This is a genomic window from Pseudomonas sp. URMO17WK12:I11, assembly GCF_007677725.1.
Classification (GTDB): domain Bacteria; phylum Pseudomonadota; class Gammaproteobacteria; order Pseudomonadales; family Pseudomonadaceae; genus Aquipseudomonas.
In genome coordinates, this window is record NZ_VEDF01000004.1 from 372,711 (window position 1) to 386,049 (window position 13,339).

Genomic DNA, 13,339 nt, shown 5'->3' on the forward strand with positions numbered 1-13,339 from the left:
TCCAGCACTTTATTTGTTAATTAGAGGTACAGCGTTGATCATGGTCGAGAACACAACGTCATCGAAGCTTTGCATGTAGATGATCAGTTCTTCCAACATCTTCATGCGCGGGCCACGTCCGATAATTTCGGGGTGACAAGTCAAGGTGAACACGCCGTTTTGAGCTCGTGCGGTATCAAACTCGGCGGCCCAATATTTATAGACATCCGAAGGCAGGCGATTGCCAGTGTTCATCGGCTTCACGTTGAACTGGAAATACGGGTAGTCATCCAGCTCCCAGGCAACCGGAAATTCAACCACCGAACTTTCCGGGCCTTTAGTGAAACCATCTTCTGTCAGAACGTCAGCGGTACGGGCATAGAACAGCTCGAAGTCATTTGCCATCAGGCTGCTGTCGTAGCGAAGCCCAAACTCTTCCAGCAACGGGATGGTGTTTGGACTCAAGTCCCACGCCGGCGAACGATAACCCTGAGGGCGCACGCCTGTGACGTCCTGCAGGACTTTGATGCTTTTGGCCAGGAGCTCACGCTCCTCGGCCAGTTCCAGGTTTACTGGGGACTCATGCACGTACCCGTGACAGGCGACTTCGTGACCATCCGTGACGACCTGTTTTACCAAGTCTGGATAGGACGTCGCCGTATGTGCTGGTACGAAGAACGTTGCTGATACCCCACGACGTCTCAATACATCAAGCAGCCTTGGCATACCTACGTTAGCCCCATACTCCCCTCTCGAAAGCGGAGTAGGCGAAACCTGCTTGAAGGTGCTAAGCCAGATGGCCACACCATCGAAGTCGAAGGTCAAGCAGACGGTCGTGGTCATGCTGGCAGCCCTAGAGCGTCCACTTCGCTACCGTCGATGATGCGACGCGCGATCACGATCTTCTGAATATCGTTGGTGCCTTCACCCACAATGTAGAGCGGCGCTTCACGGTACAGACGCTCTACAGGGAACTCGTTGATGTAGCCATAACCACCGTGGATACGCAGCGCGTCTTCACAGATTTCCTTTGCTGACTCACTGGCCAGCAATTTGGCCATACCCGATAGCATGTCTGCACGCTGGCCTGCCTCTTTCGCACGCGCAGCTTCAGCGGTCATAAGGCGAGCGGCGACCAGCTTGGTGGCCATATCGGCCATGCGCAGCTGGACGGCCTGATGCTGGTCGATGGTCACGCCGAACGAACTGCGCTCGCTTGCATAACGCTTGGCTTCGGCAAGGGCGTTTGCAGCCAGGCCAACTGCACTGGCTGCGATGGCGATACGACCAACTTCGAGCGAGTCGAGCAGGTGGCGCATGCCCAGACCGGTTTTACCACCGACAACCGCAGTCGCAGGCACTTTGACCTTGGAGAGCAGGATCTCGACGGTGTCGACCTGGGTATAGGCCATCTTGTGGAATTCGCTTTCCACGGTAACGCCAGGGAAGGCTTTTTCGACCAAGAACAAGCTGGAGCGTGGACGACCGGTTCCAGCGTCAACGCTGGTACGAGCCAATGTCAGCAGCAGCGTGGCGCGCTCGCCATTGGTCACAAAGATCTTGGTGCCGTTGAGCACGAAGTCCGATTCGTCTGCGGAAGCAACGGTGGTGATCGATTGCAAGTCAGAACCGGCTGCCGGTTCGGTCAGGCACAGCGCGCCACGGTGTTCCCCGGTTGCCATGAGAGGGAGGTACTGGCGCTTTTGCTCTTCGGTACCATGCTTGCTGATGGCATAAGCAACCGTGCAGTGGCTGTTGATGAAGGCAGCCAAAGTTGTCCAGCCAGCAGCGATGGCTTCCATCACGGCAGCGAAAACCGGCAACCGCAGTTGGTAGCCGCCATACTCTTCCGGAATGGCCAAGCCGAACAGGCCCATTTCTTTCATCGCGGCCAGCATCTCTGCAGGAAAGGTCTTGCTCAGTTCAAGCTGCTGAACGTTAGGCCGAACTTCCTTGGCGATGTACTTACGGACGGTTTCGAGAATCTCTTTCTCGACATCATCAAAGTCGTTGAATTGGCTCATGCAGTCCACCCTCCGTCTGCGGCAATAGCTTGGCCAGTGATGTAGCTCGCTTCTTCAGTGGCCAGGAAATAAATGAGGTTCGCGATCTCTTGTGCAGTACCTTTGCGCTGCGCCGGAATGATTCGGTTGATCCACTCAGGATTCGCACCGACGCCACGGTTCATGAACTCTGCAGCAGAGCTGACGATTGCAGCCGAGTTGCCACGCACATCAGTGTCGATCGCACCAGGGCAGACTGCGTTGACGGTGATGTTGTGCTTTGCATGGGTGTTGCTGATCTGACGGGTCAGACCCACCACACCAAATTTCGAAGCGGTATACGACGCGCCGTCTGCGCCGCCAATCAGCCCGCCAATGGACGAGGTGTTGATGATTCGCCCGTAGTTCTGCTTGACCATGTGCTTGATCGCGGCCTGGCAGCCAAAGAAGGTGCCTTTAAGGTTGATATCGACCATGTGATCCCAGAGGTTCTCGGTGGTCTCCTCGACATCAGCCATCCCGTCGAAAACCCCGGCATTGTTTACGAGGATGTCGATGCGGCCATACTGGTCGACTGCGCTCTGCACAAGCGCTTCAACGTCTGCTTGGTTACGAACGTCTACCTTGACGAACCGGACTTCGGCGCCAGTCTCCGCCAGTTCACGGGCAACGGCTTCACCGCGTTCGGCGAGAATTCCACCGATAACCGTTTTCACACCGGCAGCGGCAAATGTCTTGGAAAGCGCCAAGCCAATACCGGACTCACCGCCTGTGATGACCGCTACGCGGCCTCTGAGGTCAAACATAGTTATCTCCACATCATCAGGGCTGAGTCGAAGGACGCAGCCCTTCAAACAGAATTATTTAGCGAAGCGCTGACGACGCCCGAAGCGCTCACGAACCGCAGCAAACTCTTCTGGGCGCTTCTGGGTCATCTGCTCGTAGTAACCGATGCGGCTGATGCCATATGCACCCATTTGCTTCAGCAGGCCGAGCGATTCCGCCATCTTCAGCGCGAAGGTGTTGGGATTAAGGATGGTGGGGTCGCGGTACTGGCCATTGCTGAGTAACCATTTCTCTGTGGCTGCAGAAATGATGGTGCAGGCCAGAATGACCGCTTCCACGCCGCCAACCTCACGGGCTTGTTCGGACGCCGAAAGTGCGTCACGGGCAACGCCTTCCAGGTCTTTGATCATGTCGGTGATGTGCCAGTCGATGTAACGGACATCGCGACACTTCTGCTCGGCACCATAGATTTTCACGAGGTCGGTCATGTAAGCCGCTGACTTCCGGTGATCAGTCACGAGCAGATAGTCGTAGCCAAAATAGCTTACGTGTTGCATCGCAGCCTCAAGAGGCCCGATTACGGGAATGTCCACCAGCTCACGAGCTGCGCGCACGCCTGGGTCGTTGCAGCAACCGATGATCACGGCATCGAAGCCATCTTTCTCAGCTTGGATCACACACTCAAAAAGCTCTTCTTCTACGAGGTGCTTGGGGTACCACCAGTCGCAGTTCTCGGGAACGTTTTCAGTATTGGTGACCACCAGCTCGTTCCCCTGATTGAGGTACGGCGTGAGGGTTTCAGAGATCAACCCGTTATAGGCAGGCGTACCGAAGGGGTTGATGAAATTGACGCGAACACGCATAGGAAAAGCTCCGCTGTTGTTATAGCCCCGCCTCGAACGGAGCTTTCGGAAAAACCTACCAGCCGTATTAAAAATTAGACCGTCGAGTCAGTATGATTGAATCTTGCGACGTGTCAATAGGTCACGATCGTCTCGATACGCCTCTGCGTACCCGATCTCGGAAAGGCCCAGAACGCACCAATTAGCGACGCCCCGCGCCAGATCAGTGCAGCATGAATCTGCTGACTCGCCTCTTGCACCGTGCCGGTCTGTTGTATAGATTATACCCATCGGTCAGTTTTTTAGTATGGCCGGACAATCAGAGGTGACTCATACCTCCAACTCCAAAATGATGTGAGGAGCAACGGATGATCAAGGCAGTAAACGTGGGCGCAGGCTTCCCAGGCGTATCCACCGCCACCCTCTCGGGCGAAGGCGAAATCCTTTTTTTGAGCGGCCATTGCCCAACCGATATCAATGGCGATGTTGTAGAGGGCGACTTCGAAGCTCAGGTACGCGCGGTATTTGAAAACCTGAAGGCAACTCTCGCCGAAGCTGGCGTGGGCTTTGAGGCAGTCGCGAAGCTGACTACGTACGTCGCGCACTTCGAGCCGTCAATGCTTCCCATCTTCAAGAAAGTGCGAAACTCTTACGTGAACGAGGCGTGCCCACCGGCCAGCGCTCTGGTTACCGTACCCATGCTCTACGACCCAGCCGTTTTGATCGAAATCGATGGCTTCGCAGTAGTACCACGTCAACCGAAGTAAATAAGCGAGCTGCCAGAATGTCTCAATTCGATGCTGTGATTGTCGGCGCCGGCCATAACGGCCTGGTATGCGCTGCGTACCTGGCCAAAGCTGGGAAAAAGGTCTGTGTGGTCGAAAGACGTAATATCGTAGGCGGAGCAGCCCTCACGGAAGAACTGTGGCCCGGCTTCCACCTTTCGGTTGCATCCTATTGGATGTCGTTGATGCAGCCCAAAATCATGCTTGACCTTGACCTGCCCAAATACGGCGTCGAAGTGATTCCGACCCCTCCCGGTATTCATCCATTCCAAGATGGCTCAGTCGTCACACATTGGGCAGACGTAGACCGGATGTGCGCCGAAATCCGCCGGTACTCAGACAAGGACGCTGACGTCTACCCGGCTTATGTAGAGCACATGAAGAAACTGGTGGGCCATCTTCGCAAGCTGCTGTTTGAGGTGCCTGTTGATATCGCGACGGGCAAGGTAAAAGACCTGACCAAATCAGCCGCCCTGTTGTGGCGTATGAAAGCGGCAGGCCCGATGTTTTACGACATCTGGGATCTGCTGACGCTGAGCTGCCACGACTTCCTCCGCCGTTGGTTCGAGAGCCCTCAAGTGCTCACAATGTTTGGGTGCTACACCTCTGGCAGCGGCGGCAACATTGGCCCGATGGTTCCTGGCACTGCCTATGTGCTCGCTCGACCCTATCTTCGCGACGGCACCACTAAGGCCGGCCCAGGCGGCCTGGTCAAAGGCGGTATGGGCGCTTTGGCCAACGCGGTTAAGCAAGCATGCCTGGATCACGGTGTCACTATCCGCTGCAGCGCTCCCGTGAAAGAGATCGTTGTCAAAGACAAACGCGCCGTAGGCGTACGCCTCGATAATGGTGAGGTCATCCACGCCAAGGCTGTTGTCAGCAATGCGAACGCAAAAACCCTGTTCTTGCGCTTGCTCAAACCTCAAGATTTGCCGCCGGCAGTCATTGATGCCGTGAAACGAATTCGCACCAAAGCGAGCACCTTCAAGATCAACATGGCGCTGTCCGGCCTGCCCAGGTGGCAGGGCCTTAAGGCTTCGGATAACCAGACTCCCGGCTCGATCACGATCGCGGAAAATCTAGAAGAACTGCAGACTGCGTACGAGTCGGCCCAGCACGGTGAGATGGCCAAGCATCCCTACATGTGGATTTTGACCCCAAGCGTGTTCGATCCGACCGCAGCCCCTGCAGGCAAACACACCTTGAGCCTACTAGGCGGTCATGTGCCTTACGCGCTTCGAGATGGCAGGCCTTGGGACGAAACGACCAAGGAAGAGTTGTTCGACATCGTGGTCAATCAGATTGAACGCTATGCACCTGGTTTCCGCGAACTTGTCTTACACAAACAAGTTCTCGTGCCCTCTGACCTGGAGGCAATGTTCGACCTTCCAGACGGGCACGTTCACCATGGTGAGTTGAGCATCGACCAGATTTTCTTCCGTCGGCCTATCGCCCATTACGCAGACTATCGCTCGCCGATCGCTGGGCTGTATCAATGTGGTGCATCGACTCACCCCGGTGGTGGTGTCACCGGTGTTCCTGGCCACAATGCTGCGCAGGTTATTCTTAGCGAAATCTAATCGCGGTGTGGATTCCCCCTCTGCTTGTTGGAGGGGGCTTTGCACCATCACCTCTGCTCCGCCGCTTCCTTCCCCGCCCTTCCCTACCGGCTATTCTGCTCGGACATTAGACCCCTTTGGACGCCCACGACCCCACAAACGCGGGCTTACGGGCACCAGACTAGAAAGATAAAAAATTTGACGTATCGGTCTATAAAACTGACAATGGACAACCAATGAGCGTGAAGTACCACTTCAGTCGCTCTCTATCGCACGCCAGAACCGAGTGGATGACTGAATGGAAATCACGTACAGAGGTGTTGTTTACCCTGCGCAAACGGATGCAATGGGACATATGACCGTGCAGTATTATGTTGCAGCGTTCGACCAGGCCTTCTGGCACCTGATCCACTCGTTGGGCTATAACGCCGATTGGCGCTTCGAGCGCAAGGAAGGCTGGGCAGATGTTCGATACGAAATTGATTACAGAGCTGAATTGAAGGTCGGTGACCTGTTCAAGGTGGCGAGCACTGTCGAAAAAGTCGGCAACTCTTCCATTGTCACTCGTCATCAGATGTACAGCGCCAAGGATGAGCTGTGCGCAGAAATCCAAATGACGTCGGTCTATTTCGATCTGGAGCAGCGGACTTCAAAGTCCATACCGAGTGACATCAAAGAAGCAGCCGTGAGCAGAATCTAACTGCCTAGCGATCTTAAACCTCTATCCAGGTGGTTACCTTGAATACTGTCGATTTGCGCGACCAACTAAAGCAAAAAAAACAAGCCTACGTCCAGGATGAAATCCTTGCATCTGCAGCTACCCTGTTCGCTGATAAAGGGTTCCGCGCCATCACCATCAATGATGTTGCTGCCAGCCTAGGCTATACGAAGTCGGTCGTTTACTACTATTTTAAAAACAAAAATGAGATCTTGTGGCAGATCTTCAATCGCATGCACCAGTGCTACGAAGACACGATCGTGGGAATTTTGCAGGAAGGCCTGCCGACTGATGAGACCCTCAAGAAGATCTTGTGCCAGCACGCACTGAACGTGATGCAGCGCAAAGATTGGACGGCGATCTACTTCCGCGACGAGAGCGAGCTTGAAGAGTCGCAACGTCTGGTCATTCGCAAGCGTAAGCGCGAATACGATAAGATGATCGAGGGCGTTTATCAGCGCGGTGTGGAGGAAGGCTTTTTCAAACCAGTGCCCACACACATTGCAGTGAGCGGGTTCCTAGGCATGTGTAACTGGCTGCACACTTGGTTCGATGAGAATGGCAAGATGAGTGCGCAGGAGATTGCTGAGACCTACGTCGACATGATGGCCGGCGGTTACCGAACATAAAAAAAGCGCCTCACAAGAGGCGCTTTTTGTTTCAACACACTTACTGGTCGGCGTAACGGGGCTCTCCCACGTCCGCGCCATCTGCTCTCAGACCCTGGTCAGTCAGCAGGCTCGCCAGCTTGCCCGACTCGCGCAAGCTTTTGATGGTTGCGTTAATCGCGGCGCCCAGCTCAGGATTGCCCTTGTTGTAGATAAACGCCGTTTGTGCCGGATACACTGAAGACTTCACCTTTTCGTCCGGCTTCGCGACCTTGATCTGAATGTCCTTGCCGACACCGCCCTTCTTCTGACTTTCAGCGCCGATTGCATAGGTGTTGACCGCAGCGTCGATTCGGCCACTGTTCAGATCCTGAGAAAGCGCCACAGCGTTCGGATAGAGAGAAAGCTTGTTACCGTAGAGTTTCTTCAACTCCGGAACCCAAAGGTAGCCAGTCACAGTGCCAACCTTGCGATCCTTGAGCTGATCGAACGTATCGGCGCCATCACGCGAGTAAATGGCGGTCTGCTCCAAATACACTGGGTCGGAGATACCCATGACCTTGGAGCGTTCGAAGGTGCGATACCAAGCGCCGACGGAGATGTCGGATCGAGAGGCCACGACGTACTGAATCGAAGCGGCAGAATCGGTGACGATGTGATTGACCTTCAGGCAGCTGTCCTTTGCGATCTGCTGAACAATTTCCCCGTCGACCCCGCTGAATCGACGGGCCTGATCATCATAGGCAAACGGCGGGAGCACTACCGAAGTCACGGTCAACTCGCCAGGCGTGATGGTTTTGAAGGTATACAGAGGTTTGCACTCCTTCGCCACCGCAGAAGCCGAAATGGCTAGTGCCAGAACCGAAGCGCCCATGCCCAGCAGACCTTTGATGCTATTATTTTTCATCGTCTCACCTAGCTTTATGAATTAACCGAGGGAACGTGAGCTTCAGCAAAGCTTCGCTCGCGTAAACTACTGCTTGCTCAAAACGGCTTGAAGTACGAACTTCTGGATCTGCTTGACCAGAGAGGCGACGCAAACGTCGCTTCCCCACTCCTTGGTGAGCGCCCCATCCAAAGTGGCGCAAATCGTCCCTGCAGTCATGCGGTCATCTTGGGCATGAAAGACGCCCCTCGTTCGACCTAAAGCGATAACGCCAGACAAGAGCTCGACAACTCGAACTCGAATTCGGTTGATATCTGCCTGCTGTTCAGCCAAGAGATTGCAGGTTTCACGTCGCGACAACACATAAAGGGAGCGATTTTCAAGCGCAATGGTCATGTATGTTTTGACGAAGGCTTCGAGCGCACTGATAGCATTGCGGCGACTTTTGAGTTCCTGCGTGATCGCATGTAACAACAACGAGTCGAGCTCCTCAATGAAATCAAACAAAAGAGTTTGTTTGCTCTCAATGTGGTTGTACAAAGAGCCAGCCTGGATTCCCACAGCATCGGCGAGCTGCCGGAGGCTGACAGACTGAAACCCTTTAGTCGCAAATAATTCCAATGCGGTGCGCCGTACAGCTACCGACTTGCACGAGCCGCTATCAATATTGGCATTGGTGGCGAACGAACTGGCAAGACTTCCCATATTGATACCACCAACCTCGTACAACAGGATGCCGTTGTACATAAACTAAGAAGTTACTATGAAATGCCGCCGCTCACTGGGAGCGGCAGCAGTAAACGTCAAAGCCCGCTTTTTGCCAGATCTTCCGCAAAGTTACGGCGGTCGCGAGCGTAGTCGACCTCACTGTCGCTGATCGCGCGAATGCGAACTTTGCTCTGCAGCTCCTCAGAAATGTGTGCGACCACACCTGGCATAGTGGAAATCACTGCCAGGCCAGTCATCTCTGCTGGGGTAAAGCCCATCTGAGCCAAAATCGCACCCATCATGCCGACCTCGTTGATCACGATTTCGGGCTTGTTGGCTTGAGTGATAAAGGCCTTGTGCACCGCCTCATACCATTCGCAGATATCGCCCCATACACCGGTTTCAACAGCCAGAGCCTTGAGTTGCTGGGCTCGCGGGTCGGTAAATCGGAAGACCGGGTGGCCCAGCCCTGGAACGCGCTCCTTGCGCGCACGCATACCTTCTACCAAGGCATTGGCCGAGGCCTCGAAGTCGTTTACGTCTGGCGAGAAGGTAGCGTTCAGGAAGTTGCCAGTTTGATCAGGGGCCAGCGAATACTCACCAGCCGACAAAACTGCGGTGGCCAAACCCGCGACCATGCTCGGGTTGCTGGAAACGCAGAAGCGGGCAGCCGCAGTACCAGGCTTTTTCAACGCGTAATCCAAGACCGAGCAGAGAATGCCATCGATCATCTTGGACTCGCCGGCATTCGGCAGGCGACCACGGATCAGCAGATAGGTCGCCGAAGCGAAGCTCAGCTTCCCGATCAAATCGCCCAGGTCATAGCCCCGGATGTAGACAGCGGACTCCTCGACGTCGCTAACCGAGGTGCTCCAATACCGTTTTTCTGTAGTCATTGCTGGTTCCTATGGAATGTTGCCCGTGCCATCCACCGAGACGGCCCGATGACTCGACTGTATTCCAGGTACTTTTTTTTGTCCAGCGGGTACGTAAAAATGATTTACGGGTCTTTATGGCATCACCCTAGCTCGGTGACGTCACTGGCCAGGCCTAGCGGCTCGCCCCTCCCCTAGGCCCACTTCCAGAGCGATGGCGTGGAGTTCTCACTGCTACGGCGATAACTCCCCAATCCATTTTTTCCTCCCCGTGCGAGGCCGGAAATACAAGCGCGAGCCCTCCGATGCCATACCTATCATCGCCGTAGGTATCGGTAGCACTGAAGACCAGCGAAGAAAGTGCATGATCATAGCCGCCGACAATATCCCGGCAATCATTGAATTGCATCCCGACTGGACGACCAACTTAAATCAGAGAAAATGCATTCATTGAATGAGACCTTCTCTGGCTTATTGCCAATTACTGCCGGGAGCTGAGCGCCTGGGATATGAAAGAATCAAGCCAATACCAATCGAGGCGCGCGTCCCCACACATCTATTTTATAAAACCATTAGGAATCAAAAAAGGTTTGTGAATCCACTAACCCTTATACACTCAAAAGGAAGCCCATTAACCTACACACAGACTTATTGAACCAAGACATGCAAATAGCACTAGCACTATAGGTGCCTTATTATCAATCTCGCCTACAGGGCCGTCAGCACTATAGACGAGATTTAACTTGGCGCAGCTTGATTTAAACCGTGAAGCGCACGACCCTAGTCAAACGCCAGCCCAAGGTATATCTCGTGCCGTGATCCTTTTTTTCAATGTGAACCCTTCTCCCGCGACTGGAGAGGAAACCAAGTCCGCAACAATCTGCCCTACTCCTATAGCGCAGATCGCGTCCACGTCATGCCCGACAGCTACAATTGCGCCATTTATTCCTTCAGGACGTCCCAGGTAAGGTTTGCCATAAGGTGTAACAGGTACATCTACTAGATCATCGCCTGCGGCGATGCGCTCCTCTTTGAGCCTTAAATCAAGGTTCAGGCACCCTTCGAATTTGGAACTGAGGACGCCCGCAGCAATAATGGTTTCATCTGCCAAGAACTGGCCAACGGGCGTCGATGCACCAACGACCTTATCGTCAGCCATGATGAGCTCAGTTACTTCGAGCTCTTCAAAAATCCGCCCGCCCCGATCGTTTACGACATTCCTCAAGTCCATAAGCATTTCATGCATCGAAAGCTCATTACCTAAGGTGCCTTTCCGCACACTATGAGCCGTGATCGTCGACTGAGAGGTGAAGCAGAACCGGCTCACCAGTCGCATTTTATAACCAAGATCCTCGAACAGGGGAGACACCAGCTCGCTTCCGCGCCTAGCAAGCTCTGACCTCTTATCACCGCCGCCGATGCAATCAACGAAGGGGGTGCGCGGCCCTTTGAGACCTACCCTTGATTGTTCAATCAAGGTGACTCGCATACCGGCCTTTTGCAGGAAGTAGGCTGAGCAGACCCCTACAGCCCCTCCTCCGATGATGAGCACATCCAGTCCAACGTATTTATCCACAGCGTGTACCTCGTGGTTGCCAGTGCCGGTATGGCCCGCGATCGGCCTCCTGGAGCTCCAGAACGGAACATACCCAGAAGACTGTTTTACATACCCTTCGGTCAGTATTTGGGTCTAAAGCCGGCCTGTCAATCTATTCGAGTATCCGGGTGACGCTTGAGCGGACGAGTGGCCATATGCCGCTGTATCGCCAAGAGAAAATCTTTGGCCGCGCCGGACTGTAGATTGCTCGCTCGACCTTGGCGCAGTGGGTGGGCAACTGCGGCGTCCAATTACAACCGCTGTTGATGCGCTGCGCGAAGCCGTGCTGACGCATGGCTTCGTCCACGCCGACGAGACGCCGGTACAAATGCGGACACCTGGCGCGAAGAAAACTCATCGTGCTTATGTCTGGGCCTATGCCACCAGCCAGTTTTCCAATCTGGCTGCCGTCGTTTATGACTTCAGTCCGAGCCGTGCTGGTGAACATGCCCGAGCCTTCCTGGGCCACTGGAACGGCAAGCTAGTCTGCGACGACTTCGCTGGCTACAAGGCAGGCTTTGAACTGGGCGTCACGGAGATCGGCTGCATGGCCCATGCACGCCGCAAGTTCTTCGACCTGCACGTGACCAACAAAAGCCAGATTGCCGAGAAAGCGCTGCACTACATCGGGGCCTTGTACGAAGTTGAACGAGAAGTCCGCGAGCTGAAGCCGGATGTCCGACAGCGAATACGGCAGAAAAAGGCAGCGCCGATTATCGACGCACTTCATGCCTGGATGATCGCCCAGAGGCAGCTTGTGCCTGAGGGATCGGCCATCGGCAAGGCCGTGGATTACAGCCTCAGACGCTGGATAGCGCTGACGCGTTATCTAGATGATGGCGGTGTGCCCATCGACAACAACTGGATTGAAAACCAAATCCGCCCGTGGGCCCTTGGACGCTCGAACTGGCTGTTCGCGGGCTCATTACGCAGCGGTAAACGCGCGGTGGCGATCATGAGTTTGATCCAGTCGGCGCGGCTCGACGGTCATGATCCGTACGTTTATCTTAAGGATGTTCTTACACGCCTGCCGACGCAGCGGGCGAGTGAGATTACCGAACTGTTGCCGCATAAGTGGGCGTCTGTTCAGCCGTGCTGGCGTAGCCCGTAGACTCTTACAGAATGGTGTAGACCTCATTAGGTAATCGGTAGCAGCACTTTGAATACTGTTCCCTGCTCAACCGTTGACACCACCTCGATTTTTCCACCGTGGGCCGAGACGATTTCCGCCGCAATGAATAGGCCTAACCCGAGGCCAGCGGACGCACCTTTTTCTCTCGTAGCGTAACTTGAGTATCGAGCGTGTGGATTGAAAAGATGGGGCATTACACTGGAGGGAATAAGTTCGCCGCGATTCTGCACGCTGAAAACCGCACCGTCGTCACCCCGCGACAATGTCACGTTAATCGGTTGCTCTAAATCCCCATGCCGAACCGCGTTACTAATCAGGTTAGTGAACACCTGTTCCATGCGGGCCGGGTCGTACATCCCCGTCACTGCATCGCTTGCGTTCGTAATGATCTGTGCGCGGGGAAACCCGATACGAAGCTCTCCTACAACAGACGCGCAAAGGGCGCGTAAGTCAGCGTCCTCCGGATTTACGGGTATGCCACCTCCAAGATTACTACGAGCTAGATCGAGCAAGTCGCCCACCATGTGGTTAGCTCGACGCACACTCGCGTTAATCTGCGCTGCCAGCTTTTTTTCCCTGGCTGCCAGATTTTCGCTCCCGAGAAGCAGGTCACTGGCCATTAACACAGCGCCCAATGGTGAGCGTAGATCGTGACCTAACACCCCTAGAACCGTTTTGCGTGTGGACTCAGCTGCCTGGCCAAAAGTAGCAATAGACTCGATTAGCGCTTGGTCTATGGCTTCATTGAAGCGGATCATGTCCTGCATATCGTGCTCTGCGTCCATCCGATGGTTGGCCAGCCACAGCCTGAGAACGCTAGATCGAAGAGCCCGATACTCTGAAACCATCTGATCCATGGAA

13 protein-coding genes and 1 pseudogene are annotated in these 13,339 nt (G+C 54.6%); 5 read left to right on the top strand and 9 right to left on the bottom strand.

What is annotated here, in order from left to right; genetic code table 11:
- Nucleotides 1–9 precede the first annotated feature (9 nt).
- Genes FS665_RS10470 through FS665_RS10485 form a run of 4 tightly spaced genes read right to left on the bottom strand, consistent with a single transcriptional unit; the run spans nucleotide 10 to nucleotide 3,631 of the window.
- A complete protein-coding gene (locus FS665_RS10470) occupies nucleotides 10–822 on the bottom strand; it encodes a polysaccharide deacetylase (protein WP_145187344.1) in 813 nt (270 codons plus the stop codon).
- Nucleotides 819–2,003, bottom strand: a complete 1,185-nt coding sequence (locus tag FS665_RS10475; RefSeq protein ID WP_145187347.1) for an acyl-CoA dehydrogenase family protein — start codon at nucleotides 2,001–2,003, stop codon at nucleotides 819–821. Before FS665_RS10475 ends, FS665_RS10470 begins: the two co-directional genes overlap by 4 nt.
- Entirely contained in the window at nucleotides 2,000–2,788 is a 789-nt protein-coding gene (locus FS665_RS10480; protein ID WP_088523325.1) for an SDR family NAD(P)-dependent oxidoreductase, read from the bottom strand. The genes FS665_RS10475 and FS665_RS10480 overlap by 4 nt, the downstream gene beginning before the upstream one ends.
- Nucleotides 2,789–2,842: 54 nt before the next feature.
- On the bottom strand, nucleotides 2,843–3,631 hold the full coding sequence (locus FS665_RS10485; RefSeq protein ID WP_145187350.1) for an aspartate/glutamate racemase family protein: 789 nt from the start codon (nucleotides 3,629–3,631) through the stop codon (nucleotides 2,843–2,845).
- Nucleotides 3,632–3,978: 347 nt separating this feature from the next.
- Between FS665_RS10485 and FS665_RS10490 the strand changes: the two genes are divergently transcribed.
- From FS665_RS10490 to FS665_RS10505, 4 genes are all read left to right on the top strand, one after another.
- The gene (locus FS665_RS10490; protein ID WP_140174186.1) at nucleotides 3,979–4,377 is read left to right on the top strand and encodes a RidA family protein; all 399 of its coding nucleotides are present in this window, start codon (nucleotides 3,979–3,981) and stop codon (nucleotides 4,375–4,377) included.
- Nucleotides 4,378–4,394: 17 nt separating this feature from the next.
- Entirely contained in the window at nucleotides 4,395–5,975 is a 1,581-nt protein-coding gene (locus FS665_RS10495) for an NAD(P)/FAD-dependent oxidoreductase (RefSeq protein WP_088523328.1), read from the top strand.
- A 277-nt stretch (nucleotides 5,976–6,252) separates the two neighbouring features.
- Nucleotides 6,253–6,654, top strand: a complete 402-nt coding sequence (locus FS665_RS10500) for a thioesterase family protein (protein ID WP_140174185.1) — start codon at nucleotides 6,253–6,255, stop codon at nucleotides 6,652–6,654.
- Nucleotides 6,655–6,692: 38 nt separating this feature from the next.
- Nucleotides 6,693–7,301, top strand: coding sequence for a TetR/AcrR family transcriptional regulator (locus tag FS665_RS10505; protein ID WP_371921252.1), 609 nt, complete (start codon nucleotides 6,693–6,695; stop codon nucleotides 7,299–7,301).
- Between the two features lie 40 nt (nucleotides 7,302–7,341).
- Here the strand turns inward: FS665_RS10505 and FS665_RS10510 are convergent, their stop codons facing one another.
- From FS665_RS10510 to FS665_RS10525, 4 genes are all read right to left on the bottom strand, one after another.
- Nucleotides 7,342–8,187 (bottom strand): ABC transporter substrate-binding protein, encoded by an 846-nt coding sequence (locus tag FS665_RS10510; RefSeq protein WP_145187353.1) that lies wholly within the window; start codon nucleotides 8,185–8,187, stop codon nucleotides 7,342–7,344.
- A 66-nt stretch (nucleotides 8,188–8,253) separates the two neighbouring features.
- Nucleotides 8,254–8,913, bottom strand: a complete 660-nt coding sequence (locus FS665_RS10515; protein ID WP_088523331.1) for a TetR/AcrR family transcriptional regulator — start codon at nucleotides 8,911–8,913, stop codon at nucleotides 8,254–8,256.
- Between the two features lie 56 nt (nucleotides 8,914–8,969).
- Nucleotides 8,970–9,770: a citryl-CoA lyase gene (locus FS665_RS10520; RefSeq protein WP_088523332.1), complete on the bottom strand. Its 801-nt coding sequence runs from the start codon at nucleotides 9,768–9,770 to the stop codon at nucleotides 8,970–8,972.
- A 763-nt stretch (nucleotides 9,771–10,533) separates the two neighbouring features.
- The gene (locus FS665_RS10525) at nucleotides 10,534–11,325 is read right to left on the bottom strand and encodes an FAD-dependent oxidoreductase (RefSeq protein WP_218570365.1); all 792 of its coding nucleotides are present in this window, start codon (nucleotides 11,323–11,325) and stop codon (nucleotides 10,534–10,536) included.
- Between the two features lie 173 nt (nucleotides 11,326–11,498).
- Here FS665_RS10525 and FS665_RS10530 point away from each other — a divergent pair.
- Nucleotides 11,499–12,457 (top strand): annotated as a pseudogene (locus FS665_RS10530) (IS66 family transposase); the annotation flags it as partial.
- A gap of 26 nt (nucleotides 12,458–12,483) precedes the next feature.
- Here the strand turns inward: FS665_RS10530 and FS665_RS10535 are convergent.
- On the bottom strand, nucleotides 12,484–13,335 hold the full coding sequence (locus FS665_RS10535) for a sensor histidine kinase KdpD (RefSeq protein ID WP_306102581.1): 852 nt from the start codon (nucleotides 13,333–13,335) through the stop codon (nucleotides 12,484–12,486).
- Nucleotides 13,336–13,339: the final 4 nt, after the last annotated feature.